The 25,330-nt window shown below is 67.6% G+C and carries 21 protein-coding genes and 4 pseudogenes; 19 read left to right on the forward strand and 6 right to left on the reverse strand.

Features of this window, described 5'->3' with window-relative positions; genetic code table 11:
- Positions 1-136: 136 nt before the first annotated feature.
- Positions 137-1,297 (reverse strand): Gfo/Idh/MocA family protein, encoded by a 1,161-nt coding sequence (locus QP166_RS15535; RefSeq protein ID WP_333916724.1) that lies wholly within the window; start codon positions 1,295-1,297, stop codon positions 137-139.
- A 128-nt stretch (positions 1,298-1,425) separates the two neighbouring features.
- On the opposite strand from QP166_RS15535, the gene QP166_RS15540 reads away from it, so the two are divergent.
- The 8 genes from QP166_RS15540 (at position 1,426) to QP166_RS15575 (ending at position 9,397) form a co-directional block, all read left to right on the forward strand.
- On the forward strand, positions 1,426-1,806 hold the full coding sequence (locus tag QP166_RS15540) for a c-type cytochrome (protein WP_333916725.1): 381 nt from the start codon (positions 1,426-1,428) through the stop codon (positions 1,804-1,806).
- A gap of 14 nt (positions 1,807-1,820) precedes the next feature.
- Complete coding sequence (locus tag QP166_RS15545) at positions 1,821-2,864, forward strand: sugar phosphate isomerase/epimerase family protein (RefSeq protein WP_333916726.1); 1,044 nt, start codon at positions 1,821-1,823, stop codon at positions 2,862-2,864.
- 53 nt (positions 2,865-2,917) lie between these two features.
- Entirely contained in the window at positions 2,918-4,228 is a 1,311-nt protein-coding gene (locus tag QP166_RS15550; RefSeq protein ID WP_333916727.1) for an MFS transporter, read from the forward strand.
- The gene (locus tag QP166_RS15555; protein ID WP_333916728.1) at positions 4,225-5,133 is read left to right on the forward strand and encodes a hydroxypyruvate isomerase family protein; all 909 of its coding nucleotides are present in this window, start codon (positions 4,225-4,227) and stop codon (positions 5,131-5,133) included. Before QP166_RS15550 ends, QP166_RS15555 begins: the two co-directional genes overlap by 4 nt.
- Positions 5,134-5,167: 34 nt before the next feature.
- The gene (locus tag QP166_RS15560) at positions 5,168-5,743 is read left to right on the forward strand and encodes a gluconate 2-dehydrogenase subunit 3 family protein (RefSeq protein WP_333916729.1); all 576 of its coding nucleotides are present in this window, start codon (positions 5,168-5,170) and stop codon (positions 5,741-5,743) included.
- Positions 5,740-6,576 carry a sugar phosphate isomerase/epimerase family protein gene (locus QP166_RS15565; RefSeq protein ID WP_333916730.1) on the forward strand — a complete coding sequence of 279 codons (837 nt, stop codon included), beginning with the start codon at positions 5,740-5,742 and terminating at the stop codon, positions 6,574-6,576. The genes QP166_RS15560 and QP166_RS15565 overlap by 4 nt, the downstream gene beginning before the upstream one ends.
- A gap of 26 nt (positions 6,577-6,602) precedes the next feature.
- Positions 6,603-8,282 carry a GMC family oxidoreductase gene (locus tag QP166_RS15570; protein WP_333916731.1) on the forward strand — a complete coding sequence of 560 codons (1,680 nt, stop codon included), beginning with the start codon at positions 6,603-6,605 and terminating at the stop codon, positions 8,280-8,282.
- 92 nt (positions 8,283-8,374) lie between these two features.
- Positions 8,375-9,397 (forward strand): LacI family DNA-binding transcriptional regulator, encoded by a 1,023-nt coding sequence (locus tag QP166_RS15575; protein ID WP_333916732.1) that lies wholly within the window; start codon positions 8,375-8,377, stop codon positions 9,395-9,397.
- Positions 9,398-9,454: 57 nt separating this feature from the next.
- On the opposite strand, the gene QP166_RS15580 is transcribed toward QP166_RS15575, so the two are convergent.
- Complete coding sequence (locus QP166_RS15580) at positions 9,455-9,952, reverse strand: hypothetical protein (RefSeq protein WP_333916733.1); 498 nt, start codon at positions 9,950-9,952, stop codon at positions 9,455-9,457.
- Between the two features lie 58 nt (positions 9,953-10,010).
- Positions 10,011-10,349, reverse strand: coding sequence for a DNA primase (locus QP166_RS15585; RefSeq protein WP_333916734.1), 339 nt, complete (start codon positions 10,347-10,349; stop codon positions 10,011-10,013).
- Between the two features lie 120 nt (positions 10,350-10,469).
- Here QP166_RS15585 and QP166_RS15590 point away from each other — a divergent pair.
- Positions 10,470-11,437 (forward strand): annotated as a pseudogene (locus QP166_RS15590) (isopenicillin N synthase family dioxygenase).
- A complete protein-coding gene (locus QP166_RS15595) occupies positions 11,434-11,676 on the forward strand; it encodes a polymer-forming cytoskeletal protein (RefSeq protein ID WP_333916735.1) in 243 nt (80 codons plus the stop codon). The pseudogene QP166_RS15590 and the gene QP166_RS15595 overlap by 4 nt, the downstream one beginning before the upstream one ends.
- Positions 11,677-11,839: 163 nt before the next feature.
- On the opposite strand, the gene QP166_RS15600 is transcribed toward QP166_RS15595, so the two are convergent.
- Both QP166_RS15600 and QP166_RS15605 read right to left on the reverse strand, forming a co-directional pair.
- Positions 11,840-12,358, reverse strand: coding sequence for a phosphoribosyltransferase (locus tag QP166_RS15600; RefSeq protein ID WP_333916736.1), 519 nt, complete (start codon positions 12,356-12,358; stop codon positions 11,840-11,842).
- Positions 12,359-12,404: 46 nt separating this feature from the next.
- A complete protein-coding gene (locus QP166_RS15605; RefSeq protein ID WP_333916737.1) occupies positions 12,405-13,607 on the reverse strand; it encodes a penicillin-binding protein activator in 1,203 nt (400 codons plus the stop codon).
- Here QP166_RS15605 and rsmI point away from each other — a divergent pair.
- The 7 genes and pseudogenes from rsmI (at position 13,606) to QP166_RS15640 (ending at position 20,671) form a co-directional block, all read left to right on the forward strand.
- Positions 13,606-14,459 (forward strand): annotated as a pseudogene (gene rsmI / locus QP166_RS15610) (16S rRNA (cytidine(1402)-2'-O)-methyltransferase). The gene QP166_RS15605 and the pseudogene rsmI sit on opposite strands and share 2 nt — an antisense overlap.
- 92 nt (positions 14,460-14,551) lie before the next feature.
- The gene (locus QP166_RS15615) at positions 14,552-16,135 is read left to right on the forward strand and encodes a beta-N-acetylglucosaminidase domain-containing protein (RefSeq protein WP_333916738.1); all 1,584 of its coding nucleotides are present in this window, start codon (positions 14,552-14,554) and stop codon (positions 16,133-16,135) included.
- Positions 16,033-16,464 (forward strand): hypothetical protein, encoded by a 432-nt coding sequence (locus QP166_RS15620; RefSeq protein ID WP_333916739.1) that lies wholly within the window; start codon positions 16,033-16,035, stop codon positions 16,462-16,464. Before QP166_RS15615 ends, QP166_RS15620 begins: the two co-directional genes overlap by 103 nt.
- 76 nt (positions 16,465-16,540) lie before the next feature.
- Positions 16,541-18,604, forward strand: coding sequence for a TonB-dependent siderophore receptor (locus QP166_RS15625; protein ID WP_333916740.1), 2,064 nt, complete (start codon positions 16,541-16,543; stop codon positions 18,602-18,604).
- A gap of 70 nt (positions 18,605-18,674) precedes the next feature.
- On the forward strand, positions 18,675-19,055 hold the full coding sequence (locus tag QP166_RS15630) for a YraN family protein (protein ID WP_333917363.1): 381 nt from the start codon (positions 18,675-18,677) through the stop codon (positions 19,053-19,055).
- Positions 19,056-19,086: 31 nt separating this feature from the next.
- Positions 19,087-20,052, forward strand: a complete 966-nt coding sequence (gene gshB / locus QP166_RS15635) for a glutathione synthase (protein ID WP_333916741.1) — start codon at positions 19,087-19,089, stop codon at positions 20,050-20,052.
- A 19-nt stretch (positions 20,053-20,071) separates the two neighbouring features.
- Positions 20,072-20,671: a DedA family protein gene (locus QP166_RS15640; RefSeq protein ID WP_333916742.1), complete on the forward strand. Its 600-nt coding sequence runs from the start codon at positions 20,072-20,074 to the stop codon at positions 20,669-20,671.
- A gap of 1 nt (position 20,672) precedes the next feature.
- Here QP166_RS15640 and QP166_RS15645 read toward each other — a convergent pair whose 3' ends face one another.
- Positions 20,673-21,575: a tyrosine recombinase XerC gene (locus tag QP166_RS15645; RefSeq protein WP_333916743.1), complete on the reverse strand. Its 903-nt coding sequence runs from the start codon at positions 21,573-21,575 to the stop codon at positions 20,673-20,675.
- 71 nt (positions 21,576-21,646) lie between these two features.
- Here QP166_RS15645 and QP166_RS15650 point away from each other — a divergent pair.
- Positions 21,647-23,079: pseudogene (locus QP166_RS15650) on the forward strand (diguanylate cyclase domain-containing protein).
- A gap of 71 nt (positions 23,080-23,150) precedes the next feature.
- Positions 23,151-25,323 (forward strand): annotated as a pseudogene (locus tag QP166_RS15655) (primosomal protein N').
- Positions 25,324-25,330 lie beyond the last annotated feature (7 nt).

Genomic DNA, 25,330 nt, shown 5'->3' on the forward strand with positions numbered 1-25,330 from the left:
GCTTCACCCATTCCGTTCGTGCTGAGGAGGCATTGAGCGAAGCCGAAATGCCGTCTCGAAGCACGCTTGTTGCGCGTGCCCTCCGAGACAAGACGTCGACCGGCTCAGCCATTCCTCAGCACGAACGGAGCTAGTGTCACTCCGCCAACCCGCTCCACTTCTGATCCGACCCGGCATTGGCGACCACCGCCTCGACGAACGCCATCGTCCGCACACCGTCGCCCGTGCCCGGGAACCATGCCGCCGCGCCGCGCTCGGCGACCGTATCGCCGCCGCGGATCGTCGCCGCGACCGCGCGATAGAGATTCGCGAACGCCTCGATATAACCTTCCGGGTGTCCGGCCGGCGTGCGGATGCGGCCCAGCGTCGTATCGGCCAGTCCCGGTCCGCCGGTGCGCACGATCTCGCCCGGCTTGTCGAGCCAGCGCAGCGTCAGCGTATTGGGCTCCATCTGTGCCCAGTCGAGCCCGCCCTTCTCACCGTGGATGCGCAGCCGCAGGCCGTTCTCGTCGCCCGCCGCCACCTGCGTCGCCTTCAGCACGCCGCGTGCGCCGCCGTCGAATCGCAACAGCACGCTGACGTCATCGTCGAGGCGCCGCCCAGGCACATGCGTCGTCAGGTCGGCGCACAGCGTGTCGACGCGCAGCCCGCTGACATGTTCGGCGAGCTGGAAGGCGTGGGTGCCGATATCGCCCAGACAGCCGCCCAGCCCGGCGCGTGCCGGGTCGGTGCGCCATTCGGCCTGGCGATTGCCCTCGCGGTCCAGCGCGCTGCTCAGCCAGCCCTGCGAATATTCGACCTGTACCAGCCGGATCGCGCCGAAGTCGCCGCACGCCACCCGCGCGCGCGCTTCCTCGACCATCGGATAGCCGCTGTAGGTGAAGGCCAGCGCGTAATGCCGTCCGCTCCGCTCGGTCGCCGCGGCGATCGCCTGCGCCTCTTCGAGGTTCAGCGACATCGGCTTCTCGCAGATGACGTGGAAGCCCGCGTCGAGCGCCGCGATCGACATCGGTGCATGCAGGTGATTCGGTGTCACGATCGCCACCGCGTCGATTCGTTCGCCCTCCGGCAGGGCACGCTCGGCCGAAAGCAGCTCATCAATCGAGCCGTAGACGCGTCCCGCATCGAGACCGAGCAGCTCGCCGGTGCGCGTATTGCGCCCCGCGTCGGTACTGAACGCGCCCGCGACCAGCCGCCAGTCGCCGTCAACGCCCGCCGCCATCCGGTGGACCGCGCCGATGAACGCGCCTTCGCCGCCACCGACCATCCCAAGCTTAAGTGGTTCTACCCGCGCCATTCATCCTCCCGTCATCCGCATACCGGCATTACGAAGACCGTAACGTCAGCCGCCTTGCTATCGCCCGGTTTAGCGGTAAACTGGCGGCAATCAAATTGGCTTTGCCTAACTGGGTTTGGAGAGATGCGATGAAATTGATCGCCGGCCTAATCGCCGCCCCGATCGTCGCCGTGGCTGCGCTTGCGGTTTCGGCCCCTGCGCCTGCGCAACAGAATGGCCAGCAGGCGTTCGCGGCGTGCAAGGCGTGCCACACGCTCCATAAGGGCGAGCGCAACAGCATCGGACCGAATCTTGCCGGCCTGTTCACGCGCCCACCGGCCTCCGCGCCGGGCTTCAACTATTCGGCGGCCTTCAAGAAGGCGCAGCTGAAGTGGACCGACGCGTCGCTTAACGAATATCTCGCCGCGCCGCAGAAGAAGGTGCCGGGCACCCGGATGCCGATCTCGACCCCGGATCCCGCCAAGCGCGCCGCGATCATCGCCTATCTGAAGTCCGAGACCACCAAGTGAGCGGCGGCGGCACCATGCGCGGCCCGGGCGTCTTCCTCGCGCAGTTCATGGGTGACGCCGCGCCGTTCGACACGCTCGACAATGCCGCGCGCTGGATGGCCGACGCCGGTTACGAAGGCGTGCAGATCCCGACCCGCGACGAGCGGTGCATGGACCTGAAACTCGCTGCCGAGAGCCAGGATTATGCCGACGAGCTGGTCGGCCGCTGCCGCGAGGCGGGCGTCGCGATCACCGAATTGTCGACCCACCTGCAAGGCCAGCTCGTCGCGGTCCACCCCGCGTACGACACCGCCTTCGATGTCTTCGCGCCGGAGGAACTGCGCGGCAAGCCGGCCGAGCGGCAGGCGTGGGCGGTCGACCAGCTCAAGCTCGCCGCCAAGGCGAGCCGCCGGCTCGGGCTCGACGCGCATGCCACCTTCTCGGGCGCTTTCGCGTGGCCATTCGTGTATCCGTGGCCGCAACGCCCGGCAGGAATGGTCGAGGACGCCTTCGCCGAACTCGGCAAACGCTGGACCCCGATCCTCGACGCGTTCGAGAACGAGGGCATCGACCTTTGCTTCGAGCTGCATCCCGGCGAGGACCTGCACGACGGCACCACCTTCGAGCGGTTCCTCGACGCGGTCGGCGGGCACAAGCGCGCCAATATTCTCTACGATCCCAGCCACTTCGTGCTGCAGGCGATGGACTATCTCCAGTTCATCGACTTCTACCATGACCGGATCCGCATGTTCCACGTCAAGGACGCGGAGTTCAACCCGACCGGCAAGGCAGGCGTGTACGGGAGCTATTCGGACTGGGTCGATCGTCCGGGCCGCTTCCGCTCGCTCGGCGACGGGCAGGTCGACTTCGGCGGGATCTTCTCGAAGCTGACGCAATATGGCTATGCCGGCTGGGCGGTGCTCGAATGGGAATGCTGCCTGAAGCATCCCGAGGACGGCGCACGCGAAGGCGCTCCGTTCATCGCCGCGCACATGATCCGTCGTCCCGAACGTGCCTTCGACGATTTCGCAGGCGGGTCCGATCCGGCTGCGAACCGGCGCTTGCTCGGGCTCGACTGATCGGCCAGACTGTAAAAATCAGATAAAAGAATCGTGCGGTAAAGGGGTAGAGGGTGCAGACAGAGGCAGCGGCATTTACGGGGCAGCATCGGTCCCGATTATTCTGGCTGAGCGTACTCGCGCTGACCACCGCGGCGGTCAGCGCCTCGCTGCGTGCGGCGATCGCGAGCAGCCTCAAGGCGGAGTGGATCGATCCGATCGCCCCGGTACAGGCCGGTGAGCTGATCGGCGCAGCGCTCGGCTCGGCGTTCCTCGGCTTTGCCATCACTCTGTTCGTCGCCAGCGCGTTGCTCGACAAGATCGGCGCGAAGCGGATCGTGATTGGGTCGGGCATCTGCTTCATTCTCGGCACCGCCTTGATCGTCGGCGCAGGTGCGATCGCGACTGGCATGACGATCTATTCGCTGGTCTGGCTGGGCATGATGCTCAGCGGTATCGGCTGGGGTCTGGCCGAATCGTCGATCAACCCGCTGACCGCGCGTCTCTATCCTGACGAGACCACGCACCGGCTCAACGTGCTCCACGCCTGGTATCCGGGCGGGCTCATCATCGGCGGACTCGCGGGCGTGTTCCTCGCCAACGTGCTGCCGTGGCAGGCGATCATGGGGCTGGTCTTCCTGCCCGCGATCGGCGTCGTCATCATCGGTGCGACCACCACCTTCCCGCCTGCCCCCGCGGCGGTGGAGGGCGAGAGCTTCGGCACGATGATCGGCGAAGTGTTCCGTCGTCCGAGCTTCTTCGTGTGGTTCGGCGCGATGTTCCTGACCGCCTCGTCGGAACTGGCACCGGGCCAGTGGCTCGACGTCGCGCTCACCAACCGTGTCGGGATGCGTGGCATCCTGCTGCTCGTCTATGTCAGCGCACTGATGTTCGTGTTCCGCCACTTCGCGGGGCGCTTGGCGGGCAAGCTCTCCAATCCGGGGCTGCTGTGGATCTCCAGCCTGCTCGCCGCGATCGGGCTGTTCCTGCTGTCGCGCGCGCAGTCGCCGGTCGCGGCGCTGGTCGCCTCGACCGTCTGGGGGTTGGGCGTGTGCGCGATGTGGCCGACGATGCTCGCCTCGGTTGCCGAGCGCTATCCGCGCGGTGGAGCCTGGGCGCTGGGGCTGGTCGGATCGGCAGGCGCGCTTGCCAGCTTCTTCGTGCTCCCGGCGCTCGGGGGGATGTTCGACGAGGCGAAGGTGCGGCTCGCGGGCGGGCCGGACGCCTTCAAGCAACTGACCGGTGAGGCGCTGCGGCAGGTCGAGGACGCTGCGGCGTCGCAATCGTTCGCGAAGCTCGCGCTGGTGCCGATCGTGCTGCTGTTCGTGTTCGGCGCGATCTGGCTGTCCGAACGCCGCCGCCGCGCGACGGTCGCCGCGGCATGACCCCCTCGCGCCGCACGGTTCTGGCAGGAGCCGCTGCGGCGGCGCTGTCGTCGTCGGCGCAAGGACAGGCGCGCATGAGCAACGCCGCGACCTTCTCGCTCAACTACGCCCCGCATGAGGGCAGCTTCGCGAGCCGCGGCGACAGGCTGGAGCAAATCGCCTTCGCCGCCGATCAGGGCTTCCGCGCCTGGGAGGACAATGAGGCGCGCAGCCGCAGCGTCGCCGAGCAGGAGGCGATGGCCAAGGCGCTGCAACAGCGCGGGATGACGATGGGCGTGTTCGTCGCGTCGATGCCGAAATGGTCTGCGTTCCGCCCGATCTTCGGCAGTGACGACGGCGCGGAGCGTGAGGCATTTCTCGCCGACGTGCGTGCCTCGGTCGAGGTCGCCAAGCGCCTGAACGCCAAGCACATGACCGTCGTCACCGGCTTCGTCGACCCCAAGGTGCCGATCGAGATCCAGACCGGGCGCGTCATCGACCTAATGCGCCGCGCGGGCGACATCCTCGCCCCGCACGATCTGGCCTTGGTTATGGAGCCGCTCAACACGCGCACCGACCATCCCAACGTCTATATGCGCTCGTTTGCGGCCGGCTATGCGGTGGCGCGCGGCGTGAACAGCCCGGCGGTCAAGGTACTCGCCGATTGCTATCATGAGCAGATCCAGTCCGGAAATCTGATCCGTTCGCTCGGCATGATCTGGGACGAGGTCGGCTATATCCAGTTCGGCGACAATCCCGGCCGCAAGGAGCCCGGGACCGGCGAAGTCAATTTCAACAACATCGTGCGCTTCCTGCGCGAGCGTCGCTACCGCGGCGTCATCGGCATGGAACATGGCACATCGCAGGCGGGACGCATGGGCGAGGAGCGACTGATCGCTGCTTACCGCGCGATCGACGCGGCATGAGCCGGCGCAGCATCAGCATTACGGGAGAGGGTGAGTGATCGACAGACGACAAGCCTTGGGCGGCATCGCCGCCATGTTCGGGGCGTCCTTGTACGCGCCGCTGGCACGCGCGGCGACCGCCGCGGCGGCAAAGGGTGGCGGCATCCCCGTCATCAGCGAGGGACCGCCGAGCACGCAGGTGTTCACGCCGGCGCAGCGCGCGCTGATGAGCGCGCTCAGCGACCGGGTGATCCCGACCACCGACACGCCGGGCGCGGTCGCTGCGGGGGTGCCGGAATATATCGAAAAGCTGCTCGCCGACTGGTCGACCCCCGAGGATCGCGTACCGATCATCGCCGGGCTCGACGCGGTCGCGGCCCGCGCGCAGGCCGATTACAAGAAGGCCGGCAACCAGCTCACTCCAGCGCAGTATGACGCGCTGCTGACGCTGGCGATGGACGACAAGTTCCCCGGCGGCGCCGCCTTCTTCGGACCGTTCCGCCAGATGGTGATCGCCGGCTATTATACGTCGGAGATCGGCATCACGCAGGAGCGCGAATATCTGCCCGTCCCCGGCAGCTATGATGGCGCCTTCCCCTATTCCAACGTCAACAAGGTCTATTCCTCATGATCGCCAACCGTCGCAACGTCCTCGCCGGTGCCGGCGGCCTCGCCGCGCTCGGGCTGTTCGGGGTCTCGGCCCAGGCCGCGCAGCTCGGCGCGATCGGGCTCCAGCTCTATACCATTCGCGAGATCTTCGGGCCGGACCCGATGGGCACGCTCGAGAAGGTCGCCAAGATCGGCTACCGCGAGATCGAATATGGCGGTGGCGGCTATGACAAGATGGACCATGCCGCATTGCGCCGCACGCAGGACCGGCTCGGGCTGAAGGCGCCGTCGGTCCACGTCCCCTATGAGTGGCTGCTCGCCGACTTCAACGCCGTCGTAAAGATGGCCAAGACGCTGGGTGCCGACACGATCATCCTGCCGTACATGACGGACCAGCATCGCAACGAGGCCGCCTGGAACACGGCGCTCAAGGACTTCAATCGCTTCGCGCGCGATCTGAAGAAGGTCGGGCTGGCGTTTGCCTATCACAACCACGATTTCGAATTCACCGTGAAGCCCGGCGGCGTGTCGCTCTACGATCGCCTCCTCAAGGAAACCGACCCGGCGCTGGTGAAGCTGGAGATCGACCTGTTCTGGGCGATCACCGCAGGCCAGGACCCGGCGACGCTCATCCGGAAGAACGCCGGGCGCATCTACGCCTATCACGTCAAGGACAAGCGCGCCGACGGCAGCATGTGCGCGGTGGGTGAAGGCAAGATCGACTTCGGCGCGATCTTCAAGATGAACCGCGTCGCAGGCGTGAAGCACTTCTACGTCGAGAACGACGAGTGCCCCGCCCCGTACCTGCCTGACATCACCACCAGCTTCAACACGTTGCGCAAGCTGACGTTCTGATCGCGCCGACGGAGAGGATTTTACATATGGCAGCGACCGATACTTTCGACGCGATCGTCATCGGCTCCGGCGTCAGCGGCGGTTTCGCCGCGAAGGAGCTGACCGAGAAGGGCCTGCGCGTCCTGATGCTCGACCGCGGCGTCATGGTCGAACATGGCGAGGGCTATCCGTACGACGGCAAGCCCGCTTACGAGGTGCCCGCGCGCAACTCGATGCCGCCTGCGCTGATGGAGAGCGACTACTTCATCACGAAGCACGGCTATGTCACGCCCAGCAACCGCAAGTTCTACAACGACGACCGGCTGAACCCCTATGCCTATGACGAAGGCAGCAAGTTCTACTGGATCCGTCCGGCCGCGGTCGGCGGCAAGTCGCTGATCTGGGGCCGCTGGACCTTCCGCTGGGCGCCCGAGGACTTCGAAGCCAACAAGCGCGACAATGTCGCGATCGACTGGCCGATCCGCTACGAAGACGTCGAGCCCTGGTACAAATACGTCGAGAATTACATCGGCGTGTCGGGCTCGCGCGAAAATTTGCCGCAGCTGCCGGACAGCGACTTCCAGCCGCCGATGGACATGAACATCGCGGAGAAGTGGGTGAAGCCGCGGCTCGAGGGCAAGTTCCCGGGCCGCAAGCTCATCAACACGCGCCTCACCAACATGACCGAGGACAAGCCCGACCAGAACCGCACGAAATGCCAGTATCGCAACCAATGCGGTAACGGCTGCTCGTTCGGCGCGTATTTCTCGACCCAGGCGGTCACCCTGCCGGCGGCGCGTGCCACCGGACGGCTGACGCTGCGTTCCGACGCGGTCGTCACCAACCTCGAATATGATTCGACGAAGAAGCGCGTCACCGGCGTCCGCTACATCGATGCCAAGACCGGGCAGGCGCAGGTCGTCAAGGCGCGGATGGTGTTCCTGTGCGCCTCGGCGCTCGCCTCGGTGCAGATCATGATGAACTCGAAGCGTCCCGATGGGCGCAGCTGGTTCGACAGCAGCGGCACGCTCGGCAAGTATGTGATGGACCACATCTTCCGCGTCAGCATCGGCGGCAACATCCCCGGCATGACCGAATACATCGAATATGGTCGCCGTCCGGGTGGCGTCTACATCCCGCGCTTCCGCAACGTCGGCGGCGACGAGGGCGTCGGGTTCAAGCGCGGCTATGGCTATCAGGGCTCGGCCTATCGCTCGCCCGCCGGTCCGGTCGGCTTCGGCAAGTCGATGAAGGACGGGATGCGCAAGTATAACGGCTGGCAGTTCGGGATGACTGCGTTCGGCGAGTGTCTGCCCTATGAGGACAATCGCGTCTCGCTCCACCCGACCAAGGTCGATCGCTTCGGCGTGCCGCTGATGGTGTTCAACGTCACCTTCCGCGACAACGAGCTGAAGATGATGGCCGACGCACGCGAACAGGGCGAAGCGATGCTGCGCGGCGCCGGGCTGACTGACGTCCAGAGCCGCGAGGGCGAGCACGTCCCGGGTGACGCGATCCACGAAATGGGTGGTGCGCGCATGGGTGCCGATCCGCGCACCTCGGTGCTCAACAAGTGGAACCAGGCCCATGACGCGCCGAACCTGTTCGTCACCGACGGCGCGCAGATGGCGTCCGTGGCGTGCGTCAATCCGTCGCTGACCTTCATGGCGATGACCGCGCGAGCCTGTGACAATGCGGTCAAGCTGATGAAGGCCGGCTCCATCTAAGGCCGCGCCTTGCCGTCGCCGTCATCGCGCCCCCCACGGGCGGAGCAAGCCCGCCCTGCGGAGCGCGATGACGGACGACGCGAGGCTTTCCCGTGAGCGAGCGTCGTCGGCAGGGCGTCACGATCCGCTCGGTCGCCGAACGCGCCGGCGTGTCGGCGATGACCGTCTCCAACGTCATCAACCGCGCCGGGCGCGCCAGCCCGGCGACGGTCGCCGCGGTCCATGCAGCGGTCGCGGAACTCGGTTATGTTCCCAACGTGGTCGCCCGCCGCCTCGCGCGCGCCCGTGCCACCACCGTCGGGCTTCTTTACAGCGGCGCACGTGCGCCATTCCTCGATGCGATCCTCGTTGGTGCCCTGCGCGCCACCAATGCGCGCGGGTTGCAGTTGCTGCTTCACGAGGAACCACCCGGCACCCTCGAAGCCGCGGAAACCGCAGTACGCTCGCTCGCCCGTGGAGGGGCGGACGCTTTGTTGCTGGTGCCGCCGTTCGCCGAATTGTTGCGGGACTCGCGCGTGCTTCGGGAACTCGCACTTCCCATCGCGGCGATCGCGATCGGCCATGTCATGCCCGGCATCGCCACGGTGCGGATCGACAACCGCGCCGCAATGGCGGAACTGACCGCATTCCTGATCGAGCGTCAGTACCGTCGCATCGCGCTGATCGCGGGCAACCCCCGCCACTCGGACAGCGCCCCGCGCGTGCAGGGCTATTACGATGCGCTCGCCGCGCACGGCATCGCCCCCGATCCCGCACTGGTGATCGAGGGGCGCTTCGACCGCAGCTCGGGTGAGGAAGCGGCGCAGGCGCTGCTGTCCGGCGCGACCCGACCCGATGCGATCATGTGCAGCAACGACGATATGGCGGCGGGGGTCATCGCCGAGGCGCACCGTCGCGGGCTGGTGCTCCCGCGCGACCTTGCCGTCACCGGTTTCGACGACACCACGCTGGCGGCGCGTATCTGGCCACCGCTCACCACCGTCCGCCAGCCCGCCGAGGAAATGGCCTTCCGCGCCGCCGAGCGGCTGATCGGCACCGGCGACGGCGACGAAGCCGCCAGCGACATGATCATCCCGCACGCGATCATCGAACGCGAGTCCACGCCGGTGCGGTAAGGTTCGGCCGAGCGCGCGCGGCTTCGGCAATACGTCCGCTAACCACCTCAAGCCGACTTACGGATGCACCCGTCCCGCCAGCACCGGATCCTCGAGATCGATCGCGACGCGTTTCGTCCGGTCAGGCTTCTGCTTCCCGGCCTTGGCAACGCCCTTTACCGCGTCGCCAACCAACATGAAGGGGTTCGTAGCCTCGCCTTCCCGCTCGCAGCAACTGCCCGGCGCCACCAACTTCTGCACGCCCCGGACCGCCGCCACACCCATACCGAGGATGTTCAGCCCGGTGTTGCACCCGCCGACGATCGTCGCACAGGGTGCTTGTGCGGCATTCAGCGCGCCGACACCGGTCATGTCGCGATTGACTGGAACCGACCGCGTGGAAATTGCCTCACTCGGCAAAGGCAGCACCTGCGCCGGCAAGGGATCGGCGCACACCACGACTTCTTCCGCGTCGTCTTTGCGCACGCACGGCTGCGAAGCGACCGGCACCAGCACCGAATGTCTATCCGGCACCGACGGGGCCGCTGCCTGTAGCAAGAACGCGACGATCAACATCGCCGCGTATCCTGCGTCGTGCATCGGGCGCGGTCAATCCGGCGCGCCTTCTCCGGCGCTACGGCCGCAGCGCGGTGTCGTCGCGATCGTCGAGTTCGTCCTCCCCGACACTGCCGTCGTCGAACTCGGCCTGAACTTCGTCCTCCGCGACGTCACTATCTTCGGCGTCGACGTCGCCGTCCTGCCGCGCGACCTCGCCATCGGTCATCACCAGTTCGTCTTCGTCCTCGGCGTCATCGTCGCTGCCGAGATCGGGCTCGAGATCGACGATGATCGTGCCATCGCCCGGTCCGTCACGGGTCGCCTCGAGGATTTCGGCACGCTGGCTTTCGTCATAGCCGTCCTCGTCGTAGCCGTCGTCGCCAGAGCCCTGACCTTGCACCTGATGCCCGCCCATGACGCACTTCCTCCATTGTCCAAGTGGAACGAACGGCAGATGCGCCCACCCGGTTCCGGCGGCTGGCGCCGTGACGCGCGAACGCCTACCTTGGACGTTCAGAATCATGGACGATCAATCATGCTCGACACACCTGTCGCCCCCGACACCGCTCAGGTCCCGACGCTTAGCCTCGCCGATCAGGCCCACGATCCCGATGCGTTCGCCGCCGCACTGGGCGGGTCGTTCGAGCGGTTCGGCTTCGCGATCGTCGCCGACCATGGCGTGCCACAGCCGCTGATCGACCGCGCCTGGGCCGAAACCACCGACCTGTTCGCGCTGCCCGAAGAAGAGAAGCGCCGCTACCACACCCCGGCGGCGGTGGAGCCCGCGGCTACACCCCGTTCAAGACCGAGATCGCCAAGGACGCACGCCACGTCGACCTCAAGGAATTCTGGCACGTCGGGCGCGAGCTTCCGCAGGGACACCGCTACGCCGCGGACATGGCGCCCAATATCTGGCCCGAGCGGCCCGAAGGCTTTCGTGAGACCTTCATCGAGCTGTTCGCCGCCTTCGACCGTGCCGGTGACCAGCTGTTGTCGGCGATCGCCCGGCATCTCGGCCTCGCGCCCGACTGGTTCGATCCGGCGGTCAAGGACGGCAATTCGGTGCTGCGCCTGCTCCACTATCCACCGATCCCTGTCGATGCAGAGGGGGTCCGTGCCGGCGCGCATGAGGACATCAACCTCATTACCCTGCTGCTGGGTGCCGAGGAGGCAGGGCTCGAACTGCTCGATCGCCAGTCGGGCCGGTGGCTGGCGGTCAAGCCGCCCGAAGGTGCAATGGTCGTCAACGTCGGCGACATGCTGCAACGGCTGACCAACCACGTCCTGCCCTCGACCACGCACCGCGTCGTCAATCCGCCACCCGAGCGCCGCGGCCATTCGCGTTACTCGATACCGTTCTTCCTCCACCCCGCGCCCGATTTCCTGATCGAGACGCTGCCGCGGACGATCACCGCCGCGAACCCGAACCGCTATCCCGAACCGATCACCGCCAACGGTTATCTGCACCAGCGGCTGGTCGAGATCGGGCTCATCAAGGCATGAGGGATCTGGCAGGGATCATCAGCGGCGCGATCCGGCTCGACACTGACGCCGACGTTTCGGGCATCGTCAGCGGCGACATCACTGTGGCGACGGGCTGTCGCGTCACGATCTCGGGCATGGTGCGCGGCGATGTCACCGCCGAGCCCGGCGCAGAGGTGACGATCACTGGCATCGTCAACGGCGCGGTCCATGCCGAGGGCGCAACCGTGCATGTGACGGGGATCGTGACGCTGCCGTAAGCGGGCTACCCTTCTGCAGAAGAATATTCCGGCGTGCCGACGTCGGCGGCGGCCCTTCCCACCGTTCGTGCTGAGCTTGCCGAGTCACGTGCCCTCGGCAGCACGCGCTTCGACAAGCTCAGCACGAACGGCGCAGCGTGACTAACCGCCGGTCAGACAGAAGCTAGGCCGTTCGCTCGGGCACTTCTGCCGCATCGGCTGCGATCGACGTCGCCGGCGCCAGCGCTTCCCACGGGAACACGAACCAGTCCTTGGTCACCGAGCGGTCGATCGTGCGCGCGGCAAGGTCGACCTTCGCCGCTGAGCCGCGATTGTCGATCAGCGTCGCGAAGCGCATCGATCCGGCGGGCGCGCCTGCCTGCTCGAGCAAGCCGCGCAGCTGCGCGATCGTGCGCCCTGAGTCGTTGATGTCGTCGATGAACAGCAATTTCTGGCCCTCACGGGTCAGCGTCGCCAGCCGTTCGATCGCGGTCGCGGAAAGCGTCGCGTCCTGCGCGGAATAATCGACCGACTGCATCGGCAGGCCGGCCGCGTGGCTCAGGTACACCGCGGGAACCAGCCCGCCGCGCCCTATGCCCACCAGCAGGTCGGGGCGCCAGGCGGTATCACGCGCGATCTTCGCGGCGAGCGTCCGGACATCGGCAATCAAATCGGCATGGGTGACGGCGGTAAGGATCGGCATCACGATCCTCTACACGACCGCCACCGCCATGCCATAGCCCGTGCGGCTATTTTCCGTCGAAGCCCGACGGCGCAGGCGACACCGTCACCGCCTCGCCGCCCCGGACCTCCTGCACCTCCAGCGCGCGCTCGGCGACATTGTCGCGTCCGAAGCGGAACGCGCCGTCGATCCCCGCAAACCCGTCGGCATCGCGCAGGCGGTTTTCGGGGAAAGGCGACCCCGGACGCCACTCGCGCGCGATCCGCACGACCAGCAGCACCGAATCATACCCGAGGCTCGACAGCCGGTACGGCGCGGCGTTGAAGCGCGCGCGATAGTTACGCGCATATTGGCGATACAGCGTGTCCGGCACGCTCGCGAACCATGCCCCGTTCAGCACCGCGGACGATCGCGCCGCGCCATCCGAATTCCACAATTCGGTCCCCAGGATCTGCGTCGACGGGCTGTTGCGCCGGATCAGCGGCACCGCCGCGGTCGCGGTCGCCGCACTGTCGGCGATCAGCACCGCGCCGAATGGCGCATCCTTGGCCATGCGCTGCACCGCGCTGCCCAGCGCACCGCTGCCGCGATCATAGGTCTGGAGCGACACGACGCGCCCGCCGGCCTGCTCGACCGCGCGCAGGAACGCGGTCGACGCGCGGCTACCGTACAGCGCATTGGGAACGATCCCGCCGAAATTGTCGATGCCTCGCCCGCGGGCATATGCCACCACGCGCTCGATCGCCTGCGCGGGTGCATAGCCGAGCACATAGGCGCCATTCCCCGCCACGCCGGTATCGTTCGAGAACGACAGCACCGGCACCTTCGCGGCACGCGCGATCGGCGCAACCGCGCGGACGTCTTCGGCGAGCAGCGGCCCGAGGATCAGTTGCGCGCCTTCGCGGATCGCGCGGCTTGCCGCAGCTCCCGCGCCGGTCGCCGTGTCGTAGCTGGTGATCCGCACCTGCTGGTTGCGCGTGTCGAGTAACGCCAGCTGCGTGGCATTGGCGAGGCTCCGCCCCACCCCGCCATTGCTGCCGGTCAGCGGCACCAGCAAGGCGACGCGATTGCGCGCGGCGTCTTGCGGCAGCCCGGTCACCACCTCGGGCGCAGTTTCGCGCGGCGGCGGCGCGGGCTGCGCGGTCGGCGCCTGCTGCACGGGTCCACGCGGCACCACCGTCGAACAGGCCGCCAGCAACAGCGCCCCCGCGACCGTGATGACGCGCGACATTGCGCTCGACCATTGCGAACGCCCGATCGCCTCTGCCATGACTACTCCCGTGAACCCGTTGAACCCCGGCCTGTACATCGTCGCCACCCCGATCGGCAATCTCGGCGATCTCTCCCCCGCGCGGCCGAGGTGCTCGCGGGCGCTGACGTGATTGCCGTGGAGGATACGCGCGTCACCGCCGGATTGCTCCGCCACATCGGTACCAAACGCCCGATGACCCCCTATCACGACCATAATGCCGAGCATGTCCGTCCCCAATTGATCGCGCGGATGGCCAGCGAGGTGGTGGCGTTGGTCTCGGATGCCGGCACGCCGCTGATCTCCGACCCCGGCTACAAACTGGTTCGCGATGCACGCGCGGCCGGGCATCACGTCGTCACCATCCCCGGCCCATGCGCCGCGATCGCCGCGCTGACGCTCGCGGGGCTGCCGACCGATCGTTTCTTCTTCCTCGGCTTCCTGCCGTCGAAGGAACAGGCGCGCGCCACCGCGATCGCCGAGGTTGCGGCGATCCGCGCGACGTTGGTGATCTACGAATCCGGCCCGCGGCTGTCGGCCTGCCTTACCGCGCTCGCCGCCGGTCTCGGCGACCGCGAAGCGGCGGTGACGCGCGAGATCACCAAGAAGTTCGAGGAGGCGGTCACCGGCACGCTGTCGACGCTCGCTGCGCGCTATGCGGATACGCCGCCCAAGGGCGAGATCGTCATCGTCGTCGCCCCGCCCGAGCCGCCGGCCCCCGCTGCGATCGAGGATGCCGATGCCGCGCTCGCCGAGGCGCTCACCCGCCTCTCCGCCTCCAAGGCCGCGGGTGAAGTCGCCAAGGCCTTCGGCGTCGACCGCAAGGCACTCTACGCCCGCGCGCTGGAGATGAAGGGCGAAATGGACGCGTAAACCCATGTCGGAGCGCACCATCAGCGTGGTTGCGACAGGGAAAGCAACGCCGTACGACAGCGCCTAATACCAATATCATACCGGAGAACGACATGACCCGCTGCATCGGCCTGCCCCTGCTCGCCGCCACGCTCCTGTCGTCCACCCCGGTCGCGGCCCAGCTCGCGACCCGCCCGGCGATCTTCCCCGCGCCGGCCGAGCTGACGCTCGGCACCGACACGATGACGCTGGGTCGACGCGTCACGCTGATCGCCGCGGCCGGCACCGATGCCGCCACCGTCGTGCTCGCCGGGCAGATCCTGCGCACCGCCGGTGTCGAGACGATTACCGCCGCACGCCGCGCCGAGCGCGCGCCGACGCAGCCGCAGATCGTCCTGGGCCTCGCGGACACGGCGATCATCCGGACCGCGCTCGCGGGCACCACGCCCGACGCTGCGCCCGAAGGCTATACGCTCACGATCACCCCCGCGACGAACACGATCACGCTCGCCGGCCATGACGCTGACGGCCTGTTCCACGCGGTCCAAACGCTTCGCCAGCTCATTCAGCGCTCCACGCTCCCCGCGCTGGTGATCCGCGACCATCCCGCGATGCCGGTGCGCGGAACGATCGAGGGCTTCTACGGCAAGCCATGGACGATGGCCGAGCGCACCCGCCACCTCGACTTCCTCGCGACGGTCAAGGCCAACACTTACGTCTACAGCCCGAAGGACGATCCCTATGCGCGCGACCGCTGGCGCGAAGCCTATCCCGCCGAGACGCTGACCCAGCTCGGCACGCTGGCGGCGGCAGCGACGCGCAACCATGTCGACTTCGTCTATGCGATCTCGCCGGGGCCGAGCATCTGCTTCTCCGCCCCCGCCGATCTTCAGGCGCTGCGCACCAAGTTCGATGCGCTGCGCGCGATCGGCATTCATCGCTTCTACGTCGCGCTCGACGACATCGAATATAAGAAGTGGAATTGCGACGCCGATCAGGCCGCCTTCGGCCCCTCGAGTGCGGCCGCGGCGGGCGAGGCGCAGGCGCGCTTGCTCAACGCGGTCCAGGCGGACCTGACGCGCCGCGATCCCAAGGCGCCGCCGCTCATCATGGTGCCGACCGAATATTACGACGCCAAGGATTCGCCGTACAAGGCGGCGCTACGCGACGATCTCGATCCGAAGGTGGTGGTGCAATGGACCGGCACCGATGTCGTGCCGCCCGCGATCTCGGTGCCCGACGCCAAGGCCGCCACCAAGGCATTCGGGCGCAAGACGCTGTTGTGGGATAATTATCCCGTCAATGACTATGCGCAGACCACCGGCCGGCTCCTGATGGCGCCTTATGCACGCCGCGAGGCCGGACTGGCGGGCGAGTTGACCGGCATCCTGTCGAACCCGATGAACCAGGAGGCACCGAGCCGCGCCGCGGTCACCGGCGTGCTGGCGTTCGCGTGGAACGACAAGGATTATGACGCTGAGCGGACATGGCACTGGTTGGCGCGCGAGCTGGCCGGCGGTGACGCACAGGCGACCGCAGCGTTGCTGACCTTCTTCGACACCCAGCACATGGCCCCCACCTTCGGCAGCCAGCCGTGGCAGGAACAGGCCCTCGCCTCCACGCACTGCTCACCCGCGTCCGCGAGGCGCTGGCCGACGGCGATGCGGAAGTACGCGCGCAGGCGATCGCCGACCTGACCCGCGCCGCCGACGATCTTGCCGCCGCCCCCGACACGATCCGCGCCGGGGTGGCGGACGCGTCGTTCACCGATCAGTCGCGCCCCTGGCTCGACGCGCTGGCGCTATGGGGCCGCGCGCTGCAACAGACCGCCGCCGGCCTCGCCGCCGCCGACGCGAGCAGCCCCGCCGCATCACGCTACTTCACCGACGCGCAACGGCTCGCGAGCGAGGCGGCGGCGGTCAAGACCATCCCCGGCGCCACCCGCTTCGACGGCACGATCCACATCGCCGACGGCGTTCTCGACCGCTTCGTCGCGGATGCGCCGGGGTTGATCGCCCGACCGTAAAAACATGAATTATTATTGCGACTCGTTATCAATATCACTACCGGCACCTTTCAACGACAATGAAGGGGCCATTACTATGTTCGCCGATCTCGCATTTGCCGGGCTTTTGATGGCCGTTGCGCCCGACGCGGCCGCGCCGGCTGACGAATCGGGCGTTCCAACGGAAACCAACCGGACCACAGGGGACATTCTGGTCGAGGGACGTCGCGACGAAGCCATTGCCGCCACGAAGACCACCACGCCGCTGATTCAGGTGCCGCAACCGATCACCATCGTCACCGACGACGTGTTCCTGGCGCAAGGCGCGATCAACGTCTCCGATACCGTACGTTACGCGGCGGGCGTCAATTCGGACGCTTATGGTCGCGAGACGCGCTCGGACGGCTTCACGATCCGTGGCCTCGACGCCTTGCAGTTCCGCGACGGCATGCGCGACGTCTTCAGCTATTGGGCGACGATCCCCGCCGATCCGTACAACTTCTCCCGCGTAGAGGTGGTCCGCGGCCCGGCATCGGTCTTGTTCGGACAGGGATCGCTGGGCGGCCTGGTCAATCTTGTGTCGAAGATGCCACTGTTCGAGAACGGCGCCGATGTCGCGCTGGTCGCGGGCAACTACAACCGCAAGGAAGTGCTCGCCGACCTCAACGGCGTGCTCGGCAGCGACCTGGGCTTTCGGCTGGTCGCGCGCGCCCGCGATGCCGACACCTATATCGCCGATACCCCCGACAACCGCGTGATGCTGGCACCGTCCGTCACTTGGCGACCGGGCTCGCGGACGGCCGTCACGTTGATGGGCCTGTACCAGAAGGACGATGGCGGCTCGACCACCAACTTCCTGCCGATCGTCGGCACGTTCCTCGTCAATCCCGGCAATCCACCGCTCGACCGCTACCTGTTCGTCGGCAAGCCGGGGTGGGACCGGTTCGGCGGCCGGCTGCTGCAGGGCGGCGGGTCGATTACGCACCGCTTCGGTGACGACGTCACGCTCAGCCTGAAGGCGCGGTACATCGACAGCAACCTGCAATATAACACGCATTATACCGACAGTTACTCGAACCCGCGCGATCCCTATACCGCCGGCAGCAACGGACGGCGGATCGGGCTGTACGCATTTGGGCTGAATGCGCGGATGAATGTCTTCTCGACCGACGACAACCTGCGTATTCGCTTCAACACCGGGGTGGCGGTCGAGCATGTGCTGCTGGCGGGCATCGACTACAGCTGGAACGCCGTGAAGAAGCAGGGCGGATATGGCTTTCAGGAGGTCGACCTCTACAATCTCGATCGCACCGCGATCCTGACGCCCGAGCCGACCGGCGCGTTCGACCGGGAAGCGCAGAAGCAGCTCGGCATCTATGTGCAGGACCAGATCCGCTTCTGGGATCGCGTCTCGGTGGTCCTGGGCGCCCGCCGGGACCGGGTGACGACCACCGGCACGCCCGATCGCGTCGATAGCGCCACCACCTTCCGCTTCGGGATCATTGGAGAGATCGCAGCCGGCGTGTCGCCGTTCTTCAGCTATACCGAAAGCTTCCTGCCGATCGCGGGCACCGTCACCGACGGCACGCCGTTCCGGCCGCAGATGGGCCACCAGTTCGAAACAGGGTTCAAATGGCAGCCCGATCGCGCGACGCTCGTCACAGTCACGGGCTTCAGCATCAAGGACACCAATCGTCCGATCGCCGATCCGATCAATCCGATGGGCCGCATCCAGGCCGGCGAAGTCACCAGCAAGGGCGTCGAACTGGAAGCGACGCGCACCCTTCCGGGCGATTACGATCTGTCGCTGTCATACGGCTTCAACGACGTGTCGGGAGGCGGTTTGACCGATTTCAGTTCGCGACACATCGCCTCGGCCTGGGCCACAAAGACCTTCGTGCAAGGTGCGAGGACGCTGCGGCTGGGTGCGGGCGTCCGATATCTGGGACGGCAGGTGTCGAGCAACGACGTCTGGACGATCGTCACGCCTGGCCGAACGATGGCCGACGCGCTTGTCGAGATCAGCGAGGGCCGCTGGCGCCTGACGGTCAACGCCACCAACCTGTTCGACAATCGCACCTATGCGAGCTGCCTCGCGCGCGGCGATTGCTTCATGACCGCGCCGCGGAACGTCATGGCCTCGGTTGGCTACCACTTCTGACGCGAGGAAAGCCGACGTGCCGGTCCTGCTGGGTTGCGGCGCGCCGGTTGCCACGCCATCGTCGTGCATCATGCGCCCACCCCGCCCCCGCTCCACCGCCACCCGCCGCGTCGCGGAGGAAAGCGGGCGGCGCGGCGAGCGGCTCGCGGCGTGGTGGCTGCGGCTGAAGGGCTGGCAGATCCTCGACCGCCGCGTTCGCACTCCCGCCGGCGAGGTCGATCTCGTCGCCAAACGCGGCGCGCTGATCGCTTTCGTCGAGGTGAAGTCGCGCCGCACCCCCGCCGAGCTCGATCACGCGATCGACCAGCGCCGCCTCGCCCGCGTCGCCGCCGCCGCGGAGGTGTTGATGCCGCGCTACGCCACGGCGGGCGAGGACATTCGCGTCGACGTGATCCTGCTCGCCCCCGGCACGCGCCCGCGCCATCTCGAGAATGCGTGGATCGGCTACTGACAGCCGCCGCCGCCCGCCCTACATCCGCGCCATGACCCAGCCGCTCACCGTCGCCGTCCAGATGGATCCGCTCGATCAGATCAACATCGCGGGGGACAGCACCTTCGCGCTGATGCTCTCGGCGCAGGCCCGCGGGCACCGGCTGTTCCACTATACCGCCGATGCGCTCAACTATCGCGACGGCCGCGTCTGGGCAAAGGCGCACCCGGTGACCGTTCAGCGTGTCGCGGGCGATCACTTCCGCTTCGGCGAGCCGGTCGCGCTGGACCTGGGCGAGCAGGCCGACGTCGTGCTGATGCGGCAGGATCCGCCGTTCGACCTGGGCTACATCACCGCGACGCACCTGCTGGAGCGAATCGCCGACCGCACCTTGATCGTCAACGATCCGGTCAGCGTCCGCAACGCGCCCGAGAAGGTGTTCGTGCTCGATTACGCACGCTTCATGCCGCCGACGCTGGTGACGCGCTCGCTTGACGAGGCGCGCGCGTTCCTCGCCGAACATGGCGAGATCGTCGTCAAGCCACTGCACGGAAACGGCGGCAAGGCGATCTTCCACGTCCGTGCGGCGGGCGAGAACCTGTCTGCACTGATCGAGGTCTTCAACCAGACGTGGCGCGAGCCGCATATGGTGCAGGCGTTCCTGCCCGCGGTGGCGAAGGGCGACAAGCGGATCGTGCTGGTCGACGGCGAGGTCGCGGGCGCGATCAACCGCCTGCCCGGCGAAGGCGAGATCCGCTCGAACCTCGCCGTCGGCGGCTCCGCGCAGAAGACCGAGCTGACCCCGCGCGAGCGCGAGATCTGCGACGCGCTCGGCCCCGAGCTGAAGAAGCGCGGGCTGATCTTCGTCGGGATCGACGTGATCGGCGGCGAATGGCTCACCGAGATCAACGTGACCTCGCCGACCGGGATTGTCGCGATCGAGCAGTTCGACGGCACCGACGTCGCCGGGCTGATCTGGGACGCGGTCGATCGCCGGCTCAAGGAACGCACGCGCTGACGGAGCCGTTGGCGCGAATGTGACCGACTTCATCATCCACTGGATCGTCGCGGGCGGCTATCTCGGCATCTTCCTGTTGATGGCGCTGGAGAATGTCGTTCCGCCGATCCCGTCCGAGGTCATCATGGGACTGGGCGGGATCGCGGTGGCGCGCGGGCAGATGGAAATGATCCCGCTGCTGCTGTGGGGGACCGCGGGGACGACCGCCGGCAACGTCTTCTGGTATGCGGTCGGACGGCGGATCGGCTATGCGCGCTTCCGTCCGTTCGTCGAGCGGCACGGCCGCTGGCTGACGATGGAATGGCAGGATGTCGAACGCGTGCGCGGCTTCCTCCACGATCACGGTGGCTGGGTGATCTTCGTCTTCCGCTTCATGCCGACCTTCCGCACGATGATTTCGTTGCCCGCGGGAATGGCGGCGATGCCGATGCCGCGCTTCCTGGTGATGACCTTCGCGGGCAGCATCATCTGGAATGGCGTGCTGGCGGGCGCGGGCTTCTATCTCGGCAGCCGCTTCGCCGAACTCGATCGCTATGTCGGCCCGGTCGGGATCGCGCTGACCGTGCTCGCGCTCGGCTGGTACGGCTGGCGAGTGGCGACGTGGAAGCCGCGCGGCTGACTTAACTCCGCGGATGCGCCGCGCGATACACGTCGAGCAGGTGCGCCGCATCCACCCCGGTATAGACCTGCGTGGAACTGAGGCTCGCGTGACCCAGCAATTCCTGCAACGCGCGCAGGTCCGCACCACGCCCCAGCAGGTGAGTCGCGAAACTGTGGCGCAAGGCGTGCGGCGTCGTCCGTTCCGAAAGCCCCAGCCGCGCGCGCGCGGCGCGCACCCGCGTGCGCACGATCCCGCCGTCCAGCGCCCCGCCGCGCACCCCGCGGAACAGCGGCGCCTCGCGCGTCATCGGCCACGGCACCCGCGCCGCATAATCCTCGATCGCCGCGCGGACCGGGGGCAATAACGGCACGATCCGCGTCCGATCCCGCTTGCCGGTGACGCGCAGCGTCTCCCCCAGCGGCAGCACCGCGCCGGTCAGCGCCAGCGCCTCGCCGATCCGCAATCCAGCGCCATACAGCAGCAGCAGCACCGCCCAGTCGCGCGCCGCCACCCACGGCTCGTCGCTTTCCTCCATGACATCGGTCGCCAATGCCACCGCCTCGTCAGGCGAGATCGGGCGCGGCACGCCCTTCTTGACGCGCGGCCCCTTCATCCGCGGTGCCGCGCCAGCCCCGCCCGCCCAGTCGAGGAATCCGCGCACCGCCGACAGCTCGCGCGCCGCCGATGCGTTCGACAGCCCGCTCCCGCGCCGCTGTGCCAGATAGCCGCGCAGGTCGCCTGCGGTCACCCGCGACAAATCGCTGCGGTCGACCGCCGCGCCCCAATGCTCGCCCAAAAACGCCAGCAACCGCTCGGCCGTCGCGCGATAGGCGCGCACGGTATGCTCGGACCGGCGACGGTCGCGCGCCAGATGGATCGACCATTGGACGGGCAGCGGCAACTGGGCGGGTGTATCGCTCACCCTGACGCGTCTCCCGCGCGTAAAGGAAATTGGCAAATCAAATTTAACTTCATCTCTGTTACAGAGTCGCCATGACCCTGGTCGCTTCCCGCTACGATGACCCGGCCGAGGCGGCGCGTGCCACGGCTTTGCAGGCGCTCGCGTTGCTGGGCACCGCCTCCGAACGGGAGTTCGATGCGCTCGTCGCGCTCGCGGCGGAGCTGCTCGGTTGCTCCACCGCCTTGCTCAACCTCGCCGACAACGACCGCCTGTTCGTCAAGGCGCGCACGACTCCGGGGCCGATGGCGTTCGCGCGCGACACCGCCTTTTGCGACCGCACCGTCTCGGAAGACCGTCTGACCGTGATCGCCGACACGCTGATCGACGAGCGCTTTCGCGACAGCCCGCTGGTCACCGATGCCGGGGTGCGCTTCTATGCCGGCGCGCCGCTGCGTGTCGCCGGTCCGGACGGCGTGCGCCGCGCGGTCGGCACGCTGTGCGTCGTCGACATGGTCCCGCGCACTGCCGCGCCGCGCGAGTTGGCGGCGCTGGTGCATCTCGCCACGCTGGCCGAAGCATTGCTGGAGGCGCGCCGCACCGCGTTGAAGGCGATCCATATCGCCACCACAGGCGAAGAGCTGGTCACGCAGCTGGCGCGTCAGGACAAGATCTTCCGTCAGGCCGAGCAGATCGCGCAAATCGGATCGTGGCGGCTGTCGATCGATCAGCGCGCGCTCGACTGGTCGGACAACGTCTATCGGATCCACGGTTTGCCGGTCGGCGAGAAACCGCTGCTCAGCGACGCGCTGAGCTTCTATCCCGAACACAGCCGCGCGACCGTTCAGGCGTCGCTGAACGAGGCGATCGCGCACGGTCATTCGTTTTCGATCGAAACCGATTTCATCACGGCGGACGGCCGGAGACGGCGCGTCCGCGCCATGGCCGATCCTGAGATCGTCGACGATCGAGTCGTCGCGATGGTCGGCGTGTTCCAGGACGTGACCGATCGCCACGCACTCGAACAGCGGCTGCGTCACTCTGCCGACACCGACGCGCTGACCGGCATCGCCAATCGCGCCGCCTTCGATCGCGAACTGCAGGCGGCGATGACGCGCGCGCGACAGCACGGCACGGCATTGCAGCTCGCGCTGATCGATCTCGACGGATTCAAGGCGATCAACGATACGCTCGGCCACGACGCAGGCGACGATGTGCTGCGCCTGACGGGGCGGGCCCTGTCCGAGCCGTGGCTGATGGGCAGCGTCGCCGCCCGGATCGGGGGGATGAATTCGCGGTGATCGTCGAGCATGCGTCGCTCGTCGGCGACAATGCCGACCTGCGCGAACGGCTCGAAGACGCGTTGCGGGTGCCGATCGAGGTCGGCGGCGTGACGATGACCAGCGCGGGGTCGGTTGGCATCGCCGCCTTCGACCACGACTGCCACTCGCTGCGCGACTTCGCGCGCCGCGCCGATACGATCCTGTACGTCGCCAAGCGCGCACGCGTCGGCGCGCCGCAGTCCTAAACCACACGACGGCGATCGCGCGGCATCGCGCCGCTTCCCTCCGACTCTCCATGGCCCCATATGGCGCGGCAATGTCCTCCCGCGCGCGCGTCATCGTCATGAACTCCGCCCTCGGCCCGCTCGACTATCGGGTGCCGCACGGCATGACGGTCGAGCCGGGCTCGGTGGTGGTCGCGCCGCTGGGGCCGCGCCAGTTGCTCGGCGTCGCGTGGGAGGCCGAGCGGATGCCGTCCGATGCCGAGGTCGGCGACAATCGCCTGCGCAACCTGCTCGCGGTCGCCGACGTCCCGCCGCTTGGTGCAGCCTTGCGCCGACTGATCGAATGGACCGCCGATTATTATCTCGCGCCGCCGGCTGCGGTGGTGCGGATGGCGCTGTCCTCGACCGCCGCGCTGGAGGGCGGACGCAGCGTCGTCGAATATCGCGCAACCGGTGAAGTGCCCGATCGGCTGACCCCGCAGCGCGAACAGGCGCTTGAACGAGATCGGCGACCGGCAAGGACTGATCCGCGAACTGGCGACGATCGCCGACGTCAGCGATGCGGTGATCCGCGGGCTGGTAAAGGTCGGCGCGCTCGAAGGCGTGTCGGTCGACATCGACAGCCCCTATCCGGTCCCCGACCCGGACCACGCGCCGCCTACCCTGTCCGACGACCAGCGCGCCGCCGCCGCAATCCTGGTCGATGGCGTCACGGCCGCGGCCTTCCGCCCGACGTTGCTCGACGGCGTCACCGGCTCGGGCAAGACCGAGGTTTATTTCGAGGCAGTCGCGGCCGCGCTCCGTACCGGCAAGCAAGTACTGGTTCTGCTCCCCGAGATCGCATTGACCGAGCCGTTCCTCAAGCGCTTCCACGACCGCTTCGGCTGCGAGCCGGTGGCATGGCACAGTGGGCTGCGCGCCACGCAGCGTCGCCGCGCGTGGCGCGCGATCGCCAGCGGCGAGGCGCGCGTGACGGTCGGTGCGCGCTCGGCGTTGTTCCTTCCTTACGCCGACCTCGGCCTGATCGTCGTCGACGAAGCGCACGAAACCAGCTTCAAGCAGGAAGACGGCGTCCATTATCATGCGCGCGACGTCGCGGTGATGCGCGGCCTGTTTGAGGCGTGCCCGGTGATCCTCGCCAGCGCCACCCCCGCGATCGAGACCCGCCATCAGGTCGCGCTCGGCAAATATGCCGAAGTGAAACTGCCAGGCCGCTTCGGCGTCGCGCAGATGCCGACGATCGAGGCGATCGACCTGATCGCCGAGCCGCCCGAGCGCGGGCGCTGGATCAGCCCGCGCCTCGTCAAGGCGATGGAAGAGGCGCTGGAGCGGCGCGAGCAGTCTTTGCTGTTCCTCAACCGCCGCGGCTATGCCCCGCTGACGCTGTGCCGGACGTGCGGGCATCGCTTCCAATGCCCGAACTGCACCGCCTGGATGGTCGAACATCGCCTGACGCGGCGGCTGGCGTGCCATCATTGCGGGCATATCGAGCCGGTCCCGCGCCTCTGCCCCGAATGCCAGAATGAGGATACGCTGGTGGCGTGCGGCCCCGGTGTCGAGCGGATCGCCGACGAGGTCGCGGCGCTGTTCCCGGAGGCGCGCACCGCCGTCGTCACTTCCGACACGATTTGGAGCCCCGCCAAGGCCGCCGAGTTCGTCGCGCGGATGGAGGCGGGCGACATCGATATCGTCGTCGGTACGCAATTGGTGACCAAGGGCTATCACTTCCCCAATCTGACGCTGGTGGGGGTGATCGACGCGGACCTGGGGCTCGACGGCGGTGACCTGCGCGCGGCGGAGCGGACCTTCCAGCAGATCCGGCAGGTGTCGGGGCGCGCGGGGCGCGGCGCGAAACCCGGCCATGTCTATATTCAGACGCACAGCCCGAAGGCGCAGGTGATGCAGGCATTGATCACCGGCGACGCCGATACCTTCTACGCGGCGGAAACCGAGGCGCGCGAGGAGGCCGGCGCGCCGCCGTTCGGCCGCTATGCCGCGATCATCGTGTCGAGCGAGGATCAGGGCACAGCGCACGAGACCGCGCGTGCGATCGGCCGCGCCGCGCCGCGCGTCGACGGGATGGAGGTGTACGGCCCCGCCCCCGCGCCACTGGCGATGCTGCGCGGGCGGCATCGCTTCCGGTTGCTGGTTCATGCGCGCCGCGCGCTCGACGTGCAGGACGTGATCCGCGCGTGGCTCGGCGCACTGGACTGGCCTGCGAAAGTGCGCGTCGCGGTCGACGTCGACCCGTATAGCTTCCTCTAGGCCCGTC

This window comes from Sphingomonas sp. LR60 (assembly GCF_036855935.1).
Lineage (GTDB): Bacteria > Pseudomonadota > Alphaproteobacteria > Sphingomonadales > Sphingomonadaceae > Sphingomonas.